At 35.2% G+C, this 17,659-nt stretch carries 21 protein-coding genes, 1 tRNA gene and 1 pseudogene; 15 read left to right on the top strand and 8 right to left on the bottom strand.

Annotated features, from left to right (window positions below):
• Nucleotides 1-76: 76 nt before the first annotated feature.
• The 3 genes from ACINWC141_RS05845 to ACINWC141_RS05835 all read left to right on the top strand — a co-directional run bounded on the left by ACINWC141_RS05845 (nt 77) and on the right by ACINWC141_RS05835 (nt 3,461).
• Complete coding sequence (locus ACINWC141_RS05845) at nt 77-2,548, top strand: heavy metal translocating P-type ATPase (RefSeq protein WP_009389000.1); 2,472 nt, start codon at nt 77-79, stop codon at nt 2,546-2,548.
• A gap of 75 nt (nt 2,549-2,623) precedes the next feature.
• Nucleotides 2,624-3,025 carry a Cu(I)-responsive transcriptional regulator gene (gene cueR, locus ACINWC141_RS05840; protein ID WP_009388821.1) on the top strand — a complete coding sequence of 134 codons (402 nt, stop codon included), beginning with the start codon at nt 2,624-2,626 and terminating at the stop codon, nt 3,023-3,025.
• Between the two features lie 28 nt (nt 3,026-3,053).
• Nucleotides 3,054-3,461, top strand: coding sequence for a GFA family protein (locus tag ACINWC141_RS05835; protein WP_009388989.1), 408 nt, complete (start codon nt 3,054-3,056; stop codon nt 3,459-3,461).
• Between the two features lie 638 nt (nt 3,462-4,099).
• Here the strand turns inward: ACINWC141_RS05835 and ACINWC141_RS05830 are convergent.
• Nucleotides 4,100-4,456: a four-helix bundle copper-binding protein gene (locus ACINWC141_RS05830; RefSeq protein WP_009388976.1), complete on the bottom strand. Its 357-nt coding sequence runs from the start codon at nt 4,454-4,456 to the stop codon at nt 4,100-4,102.
• 474 nt (nt 4,457-4,930) lie between these two features.
• Nucleotides 4,931-5,260 (bottom strand): hypothetical protein, encoded by a 330-nt coding sequence (locus ACINWC141_RS05825; RefSeq protein ID WP_009389040.1) that lies wholly within the window; start codon nt 5,258-5,260, stop codon nt 4,931-4,933.
• Between the two features lie 417 nt (nt 5,261-5,677).
• Here ACINWC141_RS05825 and ACINWC141_RS20380 point away from each other — a divergent pair.
• Nucleotides 5,678-5,808 (top strand): annotated as a pseudogene (locus tag ACINWC141_RS20380) (LysE family translocator); the annotation flags it as partial.
• Between the two features lie 49 nt (nt 5,809-5,857).
• Nucleotides 5,858-6,076 carry a hypothetical protein gene (locus tag ACINWC141_RS05820; RefSeq protein WP_009388992.1) on the top strand — a complete coding sequence of 73 codons (219 nt, stop codon included), beginning with the start codon at nt 5,858-5,860 and terminating at the stop codon, nt 6,074-6,076.
• Nucleotides 6,077-6,340: 264 nt separating this feature from the next.
• Here ACINWC141_RS05820 and xseB read toward each other — a convergent pair whose 3' ends face one another.
• Both xseB and xseA read right to left on the bottom strand, forming a co-directional pair.
• Nucleotides 6,341-6,535: an exodeoxyribonuclease VII small subunit gene (xseB, locus tag ACINWC141_RS05815; protein ID WP_003652614.1), complete on the bottom strand. Its 195-nt coding sequence runs from the start codon at nt 6,533-6,535 to the stop codon at nt 6,341-6,343.
• Nucleotides 6,525-7,790, bottom strand: coding sequence for an exodeoxyribonuclease VII large subunit (gene xseA, locus ACINWC141_RS05810; protein WP_009389063.1), 1,266 nt, complete (start codon nt 7,788-7,790; stop codon nt 6,525-6,527). Before xseA ends, xseB begins: the two co-directional genes overlap by 11 nt.
• Before the next feature lie 255 nt (nt 7,791-8,045).
• On the opposite strand from xseA, the gene ACINWC141_RS05805 reads away from it, so the two are divergent.
• Together ACINWC141_RS05805 and ACINWC141_RS05800 are read left to right on the top strand one after the other, a co-directional pair.
• Nucleotides 8,046-8,122, top strand: a tRNA-Met gene (locus ACINWC141_RS05805).
• A gap of 173 nt (nt 8,123-8,295) precedes the next feature.
• Nucleotides 8,296-8,529: a hypothetical protein gene (locus ACINWC141_RS05800; RefSeq protein WP_009388781.1), complete on the top strand. Its 234-nt coding sequence runs from the start codon at nt 8,296-8,298 to the stop codon at nt 8,527-8,529.
• 152 nt (nt 8,530-8,681) lie between these two features.
• Here ACINWC141_RS05800 and ACINWC141_RS05795 read toward each other — a convergent pair whose 3' ends face one another.
• The gene (locus ACINWC141_RS05795; RefSeq protein ID WP_002119885.1) at nt 8,682-9,353 is read right to left on the bottom strand and encodes an XRE family transcriptional regulator; all 672 of its coding nucleotides are present in this window, start codon (nt 9,351-9,353) and stop codon (nt 8,682-8,684) included.
• Nucleotides 9,354-10,026: 673 nt separating this feature from the next.
• On the opposite strand from ACINWC141_RS05795, the gene ACINWC141_RS05790 reads away from it, so the two are divergent.
• From ACINWC141_RS05790 to ACINWC141_RS05780, 3 genes are all read left to right on the top strand, one after another.
• Entirely contained in the window at nt 10,027-10,281 is a 255-nt protein-coding gene (locus ACINWC141_RS05790; protein ID WP_009388970.1) for a hypothetical protein, read from the top strand.
• Between the two features lie 210 nt (nt 10,282-10,491).
• Complete coding sequence (locus ACINWC141_RS05785) at nt 10,492-10,881, top strand: hypothetical protein (protein WP_009388787.1); 390 nt, start codon at nt 10,492-10,494, stop codon at nt 10,879-10,881.
• Nucleotides 10,882-10,913: 32 nt separating this feature from the next.
• Entirely contained in the window at nt 10,914-11,459 is a 546-nt protein-coding gene (locus ACINWC141_RS05780; RefSeq protein ID WP_009388819.1) for a glycoside hydrolase family 108 protein, read from the top strand.
• A gap of 97 nt (nt 11,460-11,556) precedes the next feature.
• On the opposite strand, the gene ACINWC141_RS05775 is transcribed toward ACINWC141_RS05780, so the two are convergent.
• Nucleotides 11,557-12,174 carry a LysE family translocator gene (locus ACINWC141_RS05775; RefSeq protein ID WP_009389093.1) on the bottom strand — a complete coding sequence of 206 codons (618 nt, stop codon included), beginning with the start codon at nt 12,172-12,174 and terminating at the stop codon, nt 11,557-11,559.
• A 238-nt stretch (nt 12,175-12,412) separates the two neighbouring features.
• Between ACINWC141_RS05775 and ACINWC141_RS05770 the strand changes: the two genes are divergently transcribed.
• From ACINWC141_RS05770 to ACINWC141_RS05755, 4 genes are all read left to right on the top strand, one after another.
• The gene (locus ACINWC141_RS05770; RefSeq protein ID WP_009389088.1) at nt 12,413-13,345 is read left to right on the top strand and encodes an LpxL/LpxP family acyltransferase; all 933 of its coding nucleotides are present in this window, start codon (nt 12,413-12,415) and stop codon (nt 13,343-13,345) included.
• Between the two features lie 335 nt (nt 13,346-13,680).
• The gene (locus tag ACINWC141_RS05765; RefSeq protein ID WP_009389031.1) at nt 13,681-13,896 is read left to right on the top strand and encodes a cold-shock protein; all 216 of its coding nucleotides are present in this window, start codon (nt 13,681-13,683) and stop codon (nt 13,894-13,896) included.
• Nucleotides 13,897-14,110: 214 nt separating this feature from the next.
• On the top strand, nt 14,111-14,335 hold the full coding sequence (locus ACINWC141_RS05760; protein WP_009389075.1) for a hypothetical protein: 225 nt from the start codon (nt 14,111-14,113) through the stop codon (nt 14,333-14,335).
• Between the two features lie 420 nt (nt 14,336-14,755).
• Complete coding sequence (locus tag ACINWC141_RS05755; RefSeq protein WP_009388777.1) at nt 14,756-15,565, top strand: pyrroline-5-carboxylate reductase family protein; 810 nt, start codon at nt 14,756-14,758, stop codon at nt 15,563-15,565.
• 15 nt (nt 15,566-15,580) lie between these two features.
• Here the strand turns inward: ACINWC141_RS05755 and ACINWC141_RS19410 are convergent, their stop codons facing one another.
• Entirely contained in the window at nt 15,581-15,697 is a 117-nt protein-coding gene (locus ACINWC141_RS19410; RefSeq protein WP_009389033.1) for a hypothetical protein, read from the bottom strand.
• A gap of 179 nt (nt 15,698-15,876) precedes the next feature.
• The gene (locus tag ACINWC141_RS05750; RefSeq protein WP_034677787.1) at nt 15,877-16,362 is read right to left on the bottom strand and encodes an Lrp/AsnC family transcriptional regulator; all 486 of its coding nucleotides are present in this window, start codon (nt 16,360-16,362) and stop codon (nt 15,877-15,879) included.
• A gap of 364 nt (nt 16,363-16,726) precedes the next feature.
• On the opposite strand from ACINWC141_RS05750, the gene ACINWC141_RS05745 reads away from it, so the two are divergent.
• Nucleotides 16,727-17,494, top strand: a complete 768-nt coding sequence (locus ACINWC141_RS05745) for a class I SAM-dependent methyltransferase (RefSeq protein WP_009388804.1) — start codon at nt 16,727-16,729, stop codon at nt 17,492-17,494.
• Nucleotides 17,495-17,659 lie beyond the last annotated feature (165 nt).

Here is a 17,659-nt window from a genome sequence, read left to right as displayed (position 1 = left end):
TGCTTGACCTTCCCATGATGGGAATCTGTATGCTCAATACAGAATATTAAATTTTGCAAATTTGCAGAGGTGTTTGATGGACTCAAAAAACACAAAATTGCCAGCATATAGTGAAACACTTCCAATCGAAGGCATGACTTGTGCCTCCTGTGTAGGTCGTGTCGAAAAAGCACTTAAGAAAGTTGAAAATGTAGAAATTGCCAATGTTAATTTGGCAACAGAGAAAGCCGTTGTTTATTCAAATCAACCGATTCAGCGTGAAGCATTGGTTAAAGCAGTTGAGCGAGCAGGTTATGATGTTCCTAAAGCTGCGCCAGTGGAGTTGTCTATTGAGGGCATGACCTGTGCATCTTGTGTTGCACGAGTTGAAAAAGCCCTAAAAAAAGTAGACGGCGTTCAAGAAGCCACAGTCAACTTAGCAACAGAGCAGGCTTGGGTGCAGGCAGATAATTCAGTCAATGTCGAAGACTTAATTCGTGCTGTTAAAAAAGCAGGTTACGACGCGAAAGCATCTGAAAAAAATCAAGATGAGCAGCTCGACAAAAAAGCGTCAGAGTTAGATCAGCTTAAAAAAGATTTAATCATTTCGATTGTATTGGCCTTACCTGTGTTTATTTTGGAAATGGGTTCACATCTCATTCCAGCTTTTCACATGTGGGTCATGCACACCATTGGTCAATACAATAGCTGGCTTTTACAGTTTGTTTTAACAACTTTAGTTCTCGTTTTTCCTGGTCGCCGTTTTTACCAAAAAGGGATTCCAGCTCTTTGGCGTTTAGCACCAGATATGAACTCGCTGGTTGCTGTTGGAACTTTGGCTGCCTACAGTTTTTCAATTGTGGCAACCTTTCTGCCACACGTATTACCCCAAGGCACGGTCAATGTTTATTTTGAAGCGGCTGCCGTTATTGTCAGTTTAATTTTGCTTGGGCGATATTTTGAAGCAAAAGCTAAAGGTCGTACTTCACAAGCTATTCAGCATTTAGTGGGAATGCAACCAAAAACGGCCCGCATTCAGCGTGACGGTCAAGTGGTGGAAGTTGCTGTTGCCGAAGTAGTCAGTGGAACTATTGTAGAAATTCGTCCGGGTGAACGTGTGCCAGTCGATGGCGAAGTAGTCGAAGGACACAGCTACATTGATGAATCTATGATTACGGGTGAACCTGTTCCAGTTGAAAAAATAATAGGGCATCAGGTGGTCGGTGGTACAGTCAACCAGAACGGTACTCTAAACATTCGGGCAACCGCAGTGGGGACTTCGTCTGTACTTTCACAAATTATTCGCATGGTTGAACAAGCCCAAGGTTCTAAACTTCCAATTCAGGGCTTGATCGATAAAGTCACCATGTGGTTTGTACCTGTAGTGATGTTAATTGCTGCAATTACCTTCTTGGTTTGGTTTATTTGGGGGCCAGAGCCTGCGCTGACTTTTGGTTTAGTGAATGCTGTTGCGGTACTGATTATTGCTTGTCCTTGTGCGATGGGGCTTGCAACGCCAACTTCTATTATGGTCGGTACTGGACGTGGTGCTGAGTTAGGTGTCTTGTTCCGTAAAGGTGAAGCTTTGCAGCTTTTACAAGAAGCACAGGTCGTTGCCGTTGATAAAACAGGCACACTTACCGAGGGTAAACCGACACTGACAGACTTTAATGTGCAATCAGGTTTTGAGCGTGAACAAGTGCTAACTTTAGTTGCCTCAGTCGAAGCCAAGTCTGAACACCCAATTGCACTCGCGATTGTTCAAGCAGCAGAAAGTGAAGGCATAAACTTATTACCAGTAACAGCATTTAACTCGATTACAGGTTCAGGTATTGAGGCTGAAGTATCAGGCCAAAAAGTACAAATTGGCGCAGACCGTTATATGCACCAACTTGGTTTAGACACTGGCTCATTCCAAGCGATTGCTGCTCAATTAGGTGAAGAAGGCAAAACACCACTTTATGTCGCCGTCGATCAAAAACTTGCTGCAATTATTGCCGTGGCAGATCCAATTAAAGAAACAACCTATGCTGCAATTGAGGCCTTGCATCAGTTAGGTCTAAAAGTTGCCATGATTACAGGAGACAACCGACATACTGCACAGGCTATTGCGAAAAAACTTAATATTGATGAGGTTGTCGCAGAGGTTCTACCTGAAGGTAAAGTCGATACAGTCCGCCAACTGCAAAAACAATATGGCCGCTTGGCTTTTGTAGGCGATGGCATTAATGATGCTCCAGCCTTGGCGCAAGCAGATGTTGGCTTAGCCATTGGTACAGGAACAGATGTTGCCATTGAAGCAGCCGATGTTGTGTTGATGTCAGGTAGTTTAAAAGGCGTACCGAACGCAATTGCGTTAAGTAAAGCCACCATGCGAAATATACGCCAAAACCTGTTCTGGGCATTTGTCTATAACATTGCCCTGATTCCAATCGCAGCAGGTGCCCTATATCCAGCATTTGGTGTGTTACTTTCACCGATGTTTGCAGCAGGGGCGATGGCACTTTCTTCGGTTTTTGTTTTAGGTAATGCATTACGCTTAAAACGGTTTCATGCGCCAGTACAGTAAGCGTGCTGAAAATCATCTTTTGGTTTAAGATTATGACAGCAGGTCTTAAACCAAATTTAATATTTGAGGTGTGAGATGAATATTGGTCAGGCATCCAAACATTCAGGCATATCAGCGAAAATGATTCGCTACTATGAAGAAATCGGTTTACTTGAAGCCGCTCAGCGCTCTGCTTCGGGTTATCGTATTTACTCAGAAACAGACCTTAAAACTTTGAACTTTTTAAAGCATGCCAGAGAGTTAGGTTTTTCATCTGAACAAATGAAAGAGCTGATTTCGCTTTGGAAAAATACAGATCGCCATAGTGCAGAAGTGAAAGCCTTAACCATAAAGCATATTACCGAGCTCAACCAAAAAATTGCACATTTACAAGAAATGGTCTCTATTTTGCAGGCTTCTGCTGATGATTGCTGTGGCGATCAACAAGCTTCTTGTGCCATTTTAGATCATATTGAAAAAGGTGTAGGTGTAAGCTAAATCTCATTAAAATAAAAAAGGAAAAATCATGGCTTATACAGCTTCTTGTCTTTGTAATGGTATTCAACTTCAAATTGATGCTGAATTAGAACCCATCATGGTTTGTCATTGCACGCAGTGCCAAAAAGCCCAAGGTGCTGCTTTTGCTGCCATTACGCAAGTACAAAAAAGTGATTTAAACATTTTACAGGGTGAAAACTTATTACAGGCTTACTTTGCTTCTGCAAATAAAAAGAGAGTGTTCTGTAAAACTTGTGGTTCACCTGTCTGGAGTGAGCGTCTAGATAAACCTGACGTGGTGCGTTTAAGGGTAGGGCTCATTAATGAAGAAACATCTACCCCTGTTAGCTCTCATGCTTTTGTCAGTTCAAAAGTGAAGTGGTATCCAATTTGCGATAGTGCTCACCAATATCTAAATGGTGTAGAAAATCCTTAAATATTAAGGTTTGATCGTATTTTATTCATTTGTAAAAAAACGTGAACAAGACTAGCCATGAATAAATAATATGCTATAAATGTACTTAAGGTAATCGTAATATCTCCTCGATCCACAGGGAAACTTGGGACAGGGCAAAAGATACGATAAGACCTTATATATAGCTAGCAAAGAGCATGTAAGAGATGGATAGACACAAATCTTAGATTGCTCACCGTTGCAGAAAAGCCCGTGAAACGGGCTTTTCTAATGCCTGTAAAAAGCTATTTATGAACTAATTACTCTATAAATAATGTTTTTTTATTGTGCCAATTTTTTCTGTGTTTTGTTTAGCAAATAAAACTATGTAGAAATAATAAAATATTTTAAATATACAGACTTTTCTGTATTGCAATTTAAGTTATTTATAGGTACATTTAGTTAACGGTTTAAAGTTCAAGTTTAATAATGAACTCATGGTCGTTGTGGGAGATCTAAGAGCCTGCATTCTTCCCCAAGATGCGGGTTTTTTTTATGCCTATAAAAAAGTAATTATTAACTTAATTTAAATAAAAAAATATCTAATTAACTGTTATTTAATAAATTTTAATCAGCCTACGATCTAAAGATTGCGTAGGCTTTATGAGAGTAAAAATCAATCATGCACGGTAGGCCTGACAGGCTTGAGCACACGCTAGACATGCTTTTGCACAAATCTGGCAGTGTTCATGATCATGTTTGCTGCATTCGGCTGCACAAAGTTGACACGCATTCGCGCATAATTGCATTGCTGCCTCAGCCAGTTCAGAATTTCTCAACTCTAGAGACGTACATAGTTGACATGTCTCTACGCAAGTCATGCAATGCTTAATACATTCTCGCATCATATGAACATGTTCTTCTTGTAAACATGCTGCTGCACAGGTTTTACAGGCAATCATACATTCAATACAGGCTTGAATTGAGGTAGAGGTATGACAAAATAAAGCAGAGTTTGTTTCTTGTTGAATTTCCATAAGAGTTCTCCTGTCGAAGACTGTTATTAAAAAATGGAATATCGTTATATTTTTCTATTTTAGAAGATCATTTTTAAGCAATGGCTGTTTGAGATGAAAGGGCTACAAATCGCTAATATATAATTAACCTCGTAGTAGAATGTTACATCCAGTTTTTAGCTTAAAAGCGCTTATTTGTTGATGATGAGTAGCCTTCATAAAATTTAAGGATTATGTAAAATTAAATTGCATATAATACTTTTGGCTAATTTCTTATTGCGTGAATATTAGGCAAATTAGCAATGTGAACTTTAAAGGACACGAAATGGAAAACGTTAATCAATACGCTCACGGAGCTGAGCATGAAGTCCACATCCATTGCAAACGATCATTAAGCACATTAATACTGAGTATGTTCGTATTAATTACAACTCGTCGTTAAAAGAAAAAGCACCCGAGGGTGCTTTTTCTATATGGCTACTATAAAAGATACGTTTAAGAGTCTATAAAACCACGCCGTTTTTTGTAGGCTTTACGATCATAAGAGGGAATATTTGATTGCTGGAGATCAATCGCCAGCTGTTTTTTACGTTGAAACTGAACTTCGTTAAGAAGAGCAGCATAAATTTTGGGACGATCAATTTTAAACTGATCTACATCCAATGGAATCTTCTCTTCATTTTTGACAATGTACAGGACAGTACCATTACCATTCGTTTCATAAATCGTCCAACCAAGCCGCACAATATAAAGGCCCGTTTTCTGATTTTTGCCTAAATAAGATTTAAAACCATCGGGATGAGGGCGTACATACGCATTCATCATGCATCCTCCATCATTTAATTTATTTGATGAAAGCGACAATCAATGAATTGATGGGGAGTGAGACATCATATTCAGTAAAATCACGATTTCTAGTTGTTTATATATTGATCATTTTGCAAATTTCAAGTGAAAAAGGCTACTATTTACTAAGTGATATGAATCAAAAATAACAGCTGATTTTTTGAGTGAAAAGCTGGTAAGTTCATTTTGTATGACCTAGAAGAAATAGCTCATTATTTTGTATTTCTGTGATTGATTATACATAGTTAAAATTATTGAAATCGTAAGTGAATTTATGGTCAGTTTAAGTTAGTTGTTTGTTTTTAAATTAAAAAAATTAATTTCAATACTTCTTGTTACAACCATTTTATCGACAATAGATGCTCCTTTTTGACATATTTCGTCTAGCACAATTAAATTGCTTTTGGAACTGTAGTCATTTCAAACAAAGTAGCTTGGTTAAACCAGTGTAATTTAAAACGTACGGATGCATTTATTTTAACTTTTTTGCTATGCCAATCGGCTATTCAGCGATTAGCTTATTTTAAACTTAAACCAATATTTATATTAAAAATTTTAATTTTCAGGAGATTTTTTATGAAAAGATTAAAAGTAATTATTAAGGATCAGTTTAATCAAGAAACAATTGCTTTGGCAAAAGTTCGGCCTATGAATGACCACGCTCTTGAACTTCATAAAAGCGTTGAACATATTGAAATTGATGAAGATATTATTTTACCCAATATGGATTTGCTATATGAAAATCCTAAAAACGGCAAAATCTATCAATTGGTGGGAGCATTCAGTGAGGAATAACTTTTAAAGCATGTTTGAAAATAACCAAAAGTAGAATGTGTATTTAGTGTGATCTTAATCAAAGAACTTTTAGTTAAGAAGTGCTGAAAATTAAGCCAAACTAACGGAATAGACACAATTAAAATATTGAACATCTGTCCTTCATGTGTGACTATGTTTTTGCAAAAGTGTGACCTAATCCACACTTTTGTATTTCAGGACTAAGTGGTTTTCACTAAGCCCATTCCTTCAATGAGAAGTAGGAATGGGCTTTTTCTATTTATTTTATTCTTTAAACGTTTCATCTAAAGCTTGCTGAACTGCTTCTATGCGTGACTTACAAGCTTTATAAGCAGTAATCGATTCTTCAACAATCTTCATTAAATTATCAATATCTGGGCTTTCTTGAGACTCTAATAATTCAGCATTTTTTTTCAAAATATCATGACCGTCCTTAAACGTTAACTCTTTATTTTTCATTTGGAATTACCTGTGTAATGTTGGCTTCAATCACTCCATCTTGCATTTCAATCGCAATGGAAGGGCCTGAAATTTGATGTATAGAGCGAATTGCTTTTCCTTCTGATCTAACAATGGCATAGCCTTTGGCTTGAACCTGTTTCGGATTTTGTAAAAGGATTTCTTTCATTAAAGATTCGATTTGAGCTAATGAAAATTTAACTTGTTGTTGTGAACTAAACTGTATACGTTCTTTCATCTGGTCAAGCAGATGATGTGCTGAATTAAGTTGTCCTTGTGCTGAAGACTTAATGTGATGAAGGAGCTGATCATTCTTGCTTTGATAGGTCGTGATTTGATGCTGAGAAAGAAGCTTAATGGTTTGCAGGCTATCTACCGCTTCTTGTACACGTTCTACAATATGATTACGAATACCAGCAATCACTTTACTTGGGGTGTCGAATGAACGATGGGCAATTTCATCAAGAATTGTTCGGTCTTTTTCGTGGCCAATGCCGACCCAAACCGGAACACTGCGTTTGCAGAGCAGGGCTGCAAGTTCATAATCATTCAAATACGCTAAATCATTCACCGCTCCGCCACCACGAATAATCACAATGAGGTCAGGTGGAAATGTAAATGTGCTGGCCCATTGCCTTAAACCTGTACCTAAAGATTCTATAAGGCTAGTTGCAGCAGTATTTCCTTGAAAAGTCGCCGTGTGATACACAAAGTGGCAAACACCATTTCTTTCTAGTGCATCGGCATCTTTTTTAAAGTCACCTAAGCCCGCAGCATTTTGAGGCGCAATGACTAAAACATTTTGAATATCAAAAGGAGTAGGGATAAGTTTATTCTTATGAATTAAACCTTCTTGAGTGAGTCGTTCAACAATTTGCTGATACCGTTTAGCAATTTCGCCTAAGGTAAAACTTGAGTCAATTTCTTCAATATTGACTGAAAAACCATATTGAGGGTCAAAACGAGCTCGAATTTTTATGAGAACATTCAGATCACTTGAAATCTCAATACCAGTTTCACGCTCAAACTTTAGAACAATTTTACTTGCTGAAAATTTCCAAATGGTGGCTTTACAACTTGCAATGACTTTATCAGTATCTGCATCTTTTTCTGCAAGTTCTAAATAGTAATGACCACCTTTAATATTTAAATTTCGAATCTCTGCTTTTACCCAAACTGGCTCATCAAAGGCCAGGCGTATGACTTCCTGAACTGTGCCGAGATATTCACTAAGGGAAAACTGAGGTTCAGACATACGAAATAAAAATTAGAGGGCTAAACTAGATAGTATAAAAGCAACCCACCCAAGGCAATTGCTGTCTATGAATTTAGGGTTCTGTTTAAAATAAATACAACAATTCAAAAGATTAATTTTAAAGTTAGCGTGTGCATCTCTGGTTAATTCAAAATATAAAATTAATTAAAAAAAGATAAAACTGATGAATTACAACAGATTAAAAAAAAGAGTTTGCTTTATGAAATATATGGGCGTATAAAGCTTACTTCCAATTGCGGGGTGGAGCAGTCTGGTAGCTCGTCGGGCTCATAACCCGAAGGTCGTTGGTTCAAATCCGACCCCCGCAACCAAAATATTATGCTCTGTGATGTACCACTTTTCATAATGCGAAAATTATGAAAAGCATTAGCTTATAAATAACCCAATATAAAGCTAAATATTAAATTCTAGACTGACTGTCCATACCTTAAATCTAGCGTTCTAATTAAATACCGTCAAATCACATGAGCTCAGTGATGAGTGAATGATTGTGAATATAGTAAATGAGTGGTTAATTGCCACAGCCGTAAATGGCAATGAGATTAATGTGAGGATTGTTCCTCATGTGCGTAAGCAAAATTCTCTCGATGGATATCGTTGGGTCGAAGTTGGTAAAAAAATTCAACTTCAGTCTGGTGAAGAAATTGAGTTAAACCAAGATGGTAAAAGCTTTTATGCTGGCTTTAATCAGCTTTATCGTTTAACTACGTATTGTTGATAAAAATGTTTAGTTTTAAAGCTAAAAACCTATCTCTTTTTAAAGGAGATAGGTTTTTTTATATCTATAGGGGTTATAAGTAATTAAAGTTATAAAAAAGCGAAATTTATTAAATCAATAAAATTATTCTTTTAATTATATTTATAACTTAATTAACCTGCTCGCCAAAATTGACGGCCCATAACTTTAAAGTTCTTTCCATTTTCTTCGGTTACACGACGGTCTCTAAATTTCTCATTTAAACTATGCAAAATTAAAGAGCCATCAGCTTCTTTAAAAATTTGCTTAATCATTCCTTCACCTGCAAAGTAAACTGCATAAATCTCGCCATCGATCACTTCAGTCTGAGAGATATCAATACCGACTAAATCTCCATCTTTAATATAGTCAGTCATGCTATCGCCTTTAGCTTTGATAATACGCATGCACTCTTGAGCAACTCGTTTTTCTTTAAAAAATGAGGCAGGAAAAGGGATTTTGCCATTAATTGCATCGAAGTGAAACTCGATAGATTCGCCCGTACCACAAGAAAAATTAGCTTCTACAACTTCAATCCAGACATATTGATCGGTAGATTCTGCACTCACAACAGTTGGGCTAAATACATCACTTTCTCTAAAAGAGTCTTCTGTATTTCCAGTGGTTAACCAGTACCCATCCACACCTAAAAATTGGGCAATTAATGGAAGAAACGCAGATTTCAAATTTTTCCCAGACTCTAAAGCCTGATAGGCAGGCTGAGACATCTTTACTGCTTCTGCTACTTCAGCCTGAGTTTTTTTGGCTTTAATTCTAGAGTCTTTCAAACGGTCTTTAAGAGCCATAATGGTCACACCAGCAAACTTATAACAAATATATAACTAAAGTTATATCGAGTAAAACAACTATAGTTATTGACTAATAATAACTATAGTTATAATATCAGTTATATCTTCAGATGAGTAGATAAAGTTTAAATAGAGACTGAATCTCTATTTAGAGGCTTATCAACATGTTGAGATGAAAGCTAAATTTATTTTGTTTCTATAGGAGGCAAAATAAAAGGGAGATAGCTCAATTATAATTTGCAGATAGGCTATCAAAACAAAAATTGGAATAAAAAAAGCCCGATTCCGTGGATCAGGCTTAATGTTCGTCGATAAAGGGTATCAAGAACATTAAGAATTTAACAAAGATTGTGAGTCGTAACAAAAGTTTCCGATATACGGCAAAGCCTTATTTGAACTTTTTGGTCAAAAAACAAAGTTTAAAAAAAAGCTTAACCCTACGGATTTTCATACTTTTTTACAATTTCAGAAAATGAAATATTTATTTCTAAATTAATGCTTTAACTGCATACAGTTTGGTTGTTTAGGTTTGTTGTACTTTATGAAACGTTTCAAACACATATCTGTAGCCATAGCTTAGCTATATTGCTTACATGGTGTATGAAAACTTCAAGAATAACAAACGATAAAGATACCTTATTAAACAAGTAAGTTGAGTTGGAGATAGTGAATGACTACAGCAATGCAGAACAGAGCTAAACAACTTAAAAATGCAAAACGTGGAGGGTATGTCCCAACAATTGCAAAAGATATAAATAAACATAAGGTACAAAAAATAAAAAGGGCACTTGAAGAAGCAAAGCAAATTGCAAGTGAGCTTGAAGATGAAGCATTCGAATTCGACGATCAAGTCTCTATGCAAAAAGCGATAGGTGCAATCACCGTGATTGAGTTGATTGAACAAGCTTTAAACAGTGCACACTAACCTGCTTTAGCATACAAACATTCCTTTTTGGGCCCCTGAAATATGGGGTCAAGGATAGGTTCGTCTTGCAATTTAGCGCCGCTTTAAAGCGTTAGTGTTTTTTTATTGGCTGTAATAAAGAAAACTAAGGGTATTGATAAAACCTGAAAAACAACAAGCTGGACAGAGTGATTGATTTTCAAGTTTCACCCTTTAAAGCAGGACAAGATGATGAAAACAATTGTAACGAGTGGATTAGCCACATTTTTAAATTTTTATAGCATTGCAGTTATGGTGGCTTTAGCAGTCAGCTTAGTTGTTGCAGTTGTGCTGATGATGCGTTTTCCTCGCTCACCGCAAGAATGGATTGTTGGGCTGATATGTACAGTGGTCTCAAGCTTAACAGGTGGCTCATTTATTATCATGAAGTGGAATTTACATGAATGGGTATTGGATATTTGGGGAATGATCACACTTTGTGGATTCTTCTTCATTTGCGGGTTGCCTGGTTGGGCCATTGTGAGATGGATATTTAACTTCATTAATAAGCAAGAAGGTAAAACGATTGTAGAAGTCATGAAAGACTTAAAAAAAGCGAAAGATGATCTGCAAAATAGTTAAAAAAACAGTTTCAATCATATGAGTAAAATAAAATGAATATCGATCAGTACCTAGACGCAATCATAAACAGAGAAGGTGGATATGTTAATCATCCATCAGACCATGGACGTGCCACCAAATTTGGCATTACAGAAGCGGTAGCTCGAACACAGGGCTATCAAGGTAATATGCAAGATTTACCATTAGCAGTGGCCAAATCTATTTATAAAAAACAATATTGGTTTGAACCCCAATTTGACCAGATTAATGAGATCAGTCCTGCGATTGCAGAAGAGTTATTAGATACGGCCATAAATTGTGGAGTCAATTTTGCAAAACCCTTATTACAACGTGCTTTAAATCTGTTGAATAAGGAGGGAAAAGAAGGCTGGTCAAATCTTGCTTTAGATGGTCAGTATGGACCTAACACTTTTCAAGCGCTTACGACATATTTGAACAAACGCCATAAAGACGGAGAAAAGGTATTGGTACGCGTTTTAAATATTATGCAAGGGCAGCACTATATCGAAATTACAGAGAAGAACCCAAATTACGAAGACTTCTTTTATGGTTGGATCTTAAACAGGGTATCGTTGTAAAAATTGTCGTTAGAAAGAAATAGGTTAAATAGTCAAAATGCTTTAAAAGCCTAACCATGAGTTGAGGCTTTTAAAGCATAATTCTTAAAGTAATGATTTATTGTGCGATGAGTAAAATTGCCAGTAGAAAGAAAATAGCGCCACTGATTTTATTAAGAATAGAAAAATTATTTCCAGCCAACATCTTTTCTTTAAAAATTGAAGAGAAATTTGCATAGACCAAATGAATTAAGAAACCAATAAAACAAAAGGTTAAAGATAGAACTAAAAACTGATTTAAAATTTCTTTCTTTATATCAATAAATTGAGGAAAAAGAGCAATAAAAAATACGATTGTTTTAGGGTTAAGCAACGATGCGAGGAGGCCCTGATAAAATAATTTCGATTTACTTACATTTTTATCGCTTTGCTGATCAGTGATTAAATCTTGCGATGGCATTTTTTTACTGAAGTTTTTATATCCTAGATACATTAAATAAAATGCACCAATAAATTTTAAAACCGTAAAAATAGTAGGGTTGCTGGTAATAATAAGACCTACACCACTTGCGGAAATTACAGCAATTACAAACATACCAATAATTAAGCCGCTAATGCCGAATAAAGCAGTTTTACCACCATAATTGATTGAATTTGTGACAGTAAATAAAACGCCCGGACCAGGGCTTAATAGGGTAAGAAATGCAATTGTTATAAAAACTAAAAGACCGCTCACGCTGATATATCCTATTTATCAATTGAGGCAAAATTGTGGGATTACTTTAAATGAGAAAATAATTTATGTATACAGACAGTTATGTATATTTAAGAATTAAATAGATTAAATATTTAAGATGTGCTCTTTCTAAATAGGTGAGGGTTATATAAGTATAAAAATGAAAGCAACATAAACATACAAGCCCAACGATTTGGCATGTTAATATGCTAAGTCTATACCTCAAGAAATATACAATATGACGATAAAAGAACGGCAGTTTAAATCTGGCGAATTTCAATTTTCCTTTTTATCGTTTAAATATTGGGGTCTATGGTTCTTAGCTTTTATTTTAATGTTATTTGCGATGTTACCTTGGGCTATTCAATGGCGTCTCGCCGATCTTCTTTCAAAAATAGCGTGGAAATCTTTAGCTTCAAGAAGAAAAACAACCCTACGTAATTTAGAAGCATGTTTTCCTGAAAAAACACCTATGCAAATTGAAGTGAAAGCCAAACAGGTTTTTGTTGATACATTAACAGGCGTGTTTGAAGCTTTAAATGCTTGGTACAGCCCCAACTGGTTTAAAAGCCGTGTTCACATAGATGGATTAGAGAACTTAACTAATAATCAGGAAAATGGCGTACTTCTATTAGGTACTCATAGTACGCTTTTAGATGCAGGCGGAGCTGCTTGTACCTTATTTTTTAATATGGACGTGGTTTACCGCCCTCAAAATAATCCCTTTTTAGATTTTCTGATTCATCGTAGCCGTGCAAGAGTCTATAAAAACCAGATTGCTCGAGACAACATGCGTGGACTTATCCAAAACCTTAAACATGGTCATGCAATATGGTATAGCCCTGATCAGGATTTTGGTCTAAAACAGGGTGTAATGGCCTCATTTTTCGGAATACAGGCAGCTACCGTAACAGCTCACCGCAGACTGATGGATATATCAAAAGCAGCAGCAGTACCTTTGTACTTTTACAGAAGTGGTGATATCAGAAATCCTCAATATCATGTGCTCGTAGAACCTAAATTAGAGAATTTTCCGAGTGGGTGCGAAGTGAGTGATGCTGAAAGAGTCAATAAAATTATTGAGAATCAAATTCGTATTGCTCCTACACAATATATGTGGTTCCATCGACGCTTTAAGACACGTCCCGCTGGTGAACAGAAATTTTACTAATGGGGCATAGTAAAGTTAATTCTTTCAATTAAAAACGAAACAAAATTTGATTTTTAATTGAGAGAAATTTTAATAAAATCAATATGAAACAGGGAAGTCTAGACAGATCAAACTTCTCTTGTTTGAATTATTTTGAATATCGATTGCAAATGCTTCTGAAGCGTGTATTATCGAGAATAACTAACAAAATATTCTTGTCATAATAAATTTCTATTTGAGTGGTTTTATTTATAATCCTTCGGTTTTTTCAGATATTTAAGTTCTGACGTCTATTTTTTAGTTAAATTGGTTTCACCAATAATAAGTTATAATATTTTAAGAGTTAGGATTAACATATGTCTACTACTACTGGTACAGTAAAATGGTTCAATGAAACTAAAGGTTTTGGTTTTATTGTGACTGATGAAGGTAAAGATATTTTTGCTCATTTTACTGATATTCAAACACAAGGTTTTAAAGTTCTATTGGAAGGTCAACGTGTTGAGTTTACTATAGTACAGGGTAAAAAAGGCCCGCAAGCTTCAAATATTGTGATTCTTCAAAATTCGTAACTCAATAAAATGCATAAATATATTATTTAAATAAACTATATTTAAAAAGTATGGCATTTTAGCAAAGTTAAAAAGCCCACTTTATTTTGTGGGTTTTTTATAAGATTTAATTTTAAATATGTTTAAAATGAAAGGGTTGTATAAAAAACAATCTATTAAAATTACTTTTTAATTTATATGCTATAATATGACTAACTAAGTTTTTGGTATTAAAATGGATATTTGTATTGGCGGTATTTTTGACGGACAAAAAGTAGAAAACGATAAAAATTATTTTAAAGTGGAAGATCATTATTCTGATCATAGCTCTGAATATATCAAACAACACTTTCATTTATTTGGAAAAATTTTTACTTTCTGGGTTTGTGATGATATAGATTTAGATCAAGCAACAAGAAAGGCAGAGCGAATCCTAAATACCAAGAAAGAGACTAATTAAAAACTTTAGATATAGTGATTAGCTTATATTATTTCTAAAATTTTCTAGTCCTTAGCCTTTTTAAAAGTCTTGAGCAGTATGAGTAGATATTTTATAAAAAAGTAATATCTTTAATGCCTCTTGTTTAAAAAAATTAGCCACTTAGCACATAGTGTTACCTATTTTGAGTGCTGTACAATTTTATAATACTAATTACATACTTGTGACAATTTTTATATGGAATATACTAAATATAGTAATACATTAGATTTAAGCTAAAGTTGTTTTATTTATTGCGCAAATAAAACAAAACCCACTTAAATATTATGTATTTAAGTGGGTTCCTTATTCAAAATAGTTATTCATCATTTCAATGTTCATAATTAAATTATAGATAATATTTATTGTTCTAGTCTGCTTTAAGAAAGGAAAACATTTTAAATGTTAAATGCAGTACAACCTAATATTTGTTTTATTGGTAGTAGTAATCTGGCGTTAGCCTTAATAGGAGGCCTGGTTTTACAAGGGTTCAAAAAAGAAAAGATACATCTTATTGAAGATAAAAAAATTAGTGATACAAATATATTGAAGCAAAAGGAAAACGGTTTAAAAAAAGCGGATATTGTAATCTTATTATTGGAGCCTAATAACTTAAAAGAAACGCTTGCGCCTTTTAAAAAGTATTTAGCATCTAAAGTCATTATTTCTATGATGGCGGGAATTGATATTGCAAAACTGACAGCGATAACCGGCTCAAAGAAAGTTGTTCGTGTAATTTCAAATCCTCCAGTGCTTACTTATACGGGCACGCATGTCCTTATTGCTTCTGAGCAAATGGACCAACTTGATAAAGACATCATTGAAATGTTGTACTCTGCAACGGGGCAGACTTTCTGGGCAGCTTCGGAAACCCAGACTGATGCAATTATTGCCTTATCTGGTTCTGGGCCAGCTTACTTTTTTTATATTTTAGATAGCATGATTAAGACGGGTGTTTCATTAGGTCTCGACAAACAATTTGCCTTAGATCTGGCACTTCAAGCAGCTACGGGCGCAGTTGAAATGATTCGTAAAACGAATGTTCCACCGGCAGATTTATGTGGAAAAGTGACTTTGGCGAATGGGATTACCGAATCGGCTTTACGAATGTTTGAATTAGGAAATGTATCTGATGATATACGTTTAGCAATGAAGGCCGCATATCATCGTAGCAAAGAAATTACGTCAGAAATTATTTCTGAGGTGGGTTAAGCCTTCTTTGGCAAATTAGGTCTTTAAAAGGTATTCCCAAATAATAAAGCCTAAACCAAACCCTATAAAAGAGTAGAGTGTAATAATAAAGAATACAAAACTGGCCTTATTCTTTTTCTTCAGAATGTTCATGGCGATGCCTCCAATTCAGATTAATTTTATTATGGAGAAGCAGAGGCTGTAATCATAGATACAGAATTTTTTAAAAAAAATATAACAGAGTTTTAATCTGTTATATTTTAAGGCCCTACATTTAATAATAATTTTATAATCAAAAACTTAAATTGATAGGGCGTAGGGAATTGTTCTTTTTACTCAATTAGCATCAAATCGGCTGTATTGGCAGACTTAAGAGGACGCAGGGCAAAGGTTGAGCGTGTGTGCCGGATGCCTTTAATTGAGTAAAGTTTTTTTCGTAAGAAACGCTCGTAATGCTCTGCATCCTTTACGGCTACTTTAACCAAATAATCATAGTCACCTGTAACCAAATGGGCTTCTACAACTTCCGGTATATCTGCTAATGCTTCGCTGAAATTTTCTAGCATTTCATCATCGTGGCGTTCTAGAGTAATTTCGATAAAAAATACCTCGTGAATACCAATCGCTTTGGGATTTACGTTTACCGTATAGCCTTCAATAATTTTTAAAGTTTCCAGACGTTTTAGTCGTGTCCAGCATGGAGAAGATGAAAGGCCGACTTCTTCTGCTAATTGAGCAACAGTTAAACGGCCATTACCTCGTAAGGCAGATAAAATTTTCCGATCTATACGGTCTAGTGTGTATTCTGTTCTGTTCAAAATATAAACCAAAGAAGAATCTTCTGATAAATCTAAATATACTTTATTTTTATGCTGTGAACATTTAAAAATATTAAAAAATACAGGAAACATTTTGCGCTAAAGGTACATACACTATTTCTATGCATCGGGCCTTTCTGGATAAGGGTTGTGATGGAGCAAAGAGCACTGTTTCAGTAAGGGTGACTAAACAGTGCTCTTTGCGGATTTCTTATAATGTTTAAATCTATTTTTATGAATTGGCATCATGTATTAAAACAAATTAAATAATAACTTTTATTTATTAATTGAAGAAAAACTAATCATTATTTTTTATCTAATTTTTCCTTTATGGTGATTCTATTGCCTAAAAGGAAGCAATGTTATGATCACCCAACACGATATAAATCAAAAACAATATCAAAATAAGTCTCTCGACTATTTGAACAGCCAAGCTCATTCTGAAGGTATTGAATTTAATAAATTTATTAATGAAATTCAGAAAATTGAAAAGGCTGTCGTTCTGGATTTAGGCTGTGGTGGTGGTCATGTTTCTTATAACGTTGCTCCACATGCTGATTTAGTGTTTGCTTACGATTTATCTCATGAAATGTTAGATACAGTCTCTAAGACTGCTAGCCAACGTAAATTAAAAAACATCTTTGTGCAGCAGGGCATTGCTGAAGATATGCCTTTTAGTGACCAGCAGTTTGATGTCGTGATTAGTCGATATTCTGCTCATCACTGGCAGCATGTTCCGACTGCCATGAAGGAAGTAAACCGCGTGCTTAAGCCTGATGGCATTGTTATTTTTGTAGACATTATTAGCTCTAGCTCGCCGATATTAGATACGTTTTTACAGACCATCGAGACTATTCGTGACCCGAGTCATGTACGAAACTATAGTGTCAAAGAGTGGATCTATTTTATCGAAGATGCAGGTTTTGATTTAGTGGGCTTAGACAAACAAACGCTCTCCTTAGACTTTGACAGTTGGGTAAAGCGTATGAAAACCCCCGAAGATCAAATCAAAACTTTACGTTATTTGCAGGAAGGTTCATCTGACCTCGTTAAGAAATATTTCAAAATTCAAAATGACGGTAGCTTTGAAAGCCATGTGGGTTATTTTGTCTTTAAGAAATTAGGGTTTTAAAGCGCTGAAATGAGTAAGGGTTTTAGTAGTTTAAAAATCAATTAAATATTGCTAGAACTCTTTTCTCGAATAACTTGGATTATATTAAAGATCGCTATAAAACAAATTTAATATTATTTTTTGATAAAAATTAATCACCCAATTTTATTAAGGTGATTAATTATT

The organism is Acinetobacter sp. WC-141, from assembly GCF_000313935.1.
GTDB lineage: Bacteria > Pseudomonadota > Gammaproteobacteria > Pseudomonadales > Moraxellaceae > Acinetobacter.
The sequence above is the reverse complement of the archived record's forward strand: the minus strand, read 5'-3'. Positions and strand labels throughout refer to the sequence as shown.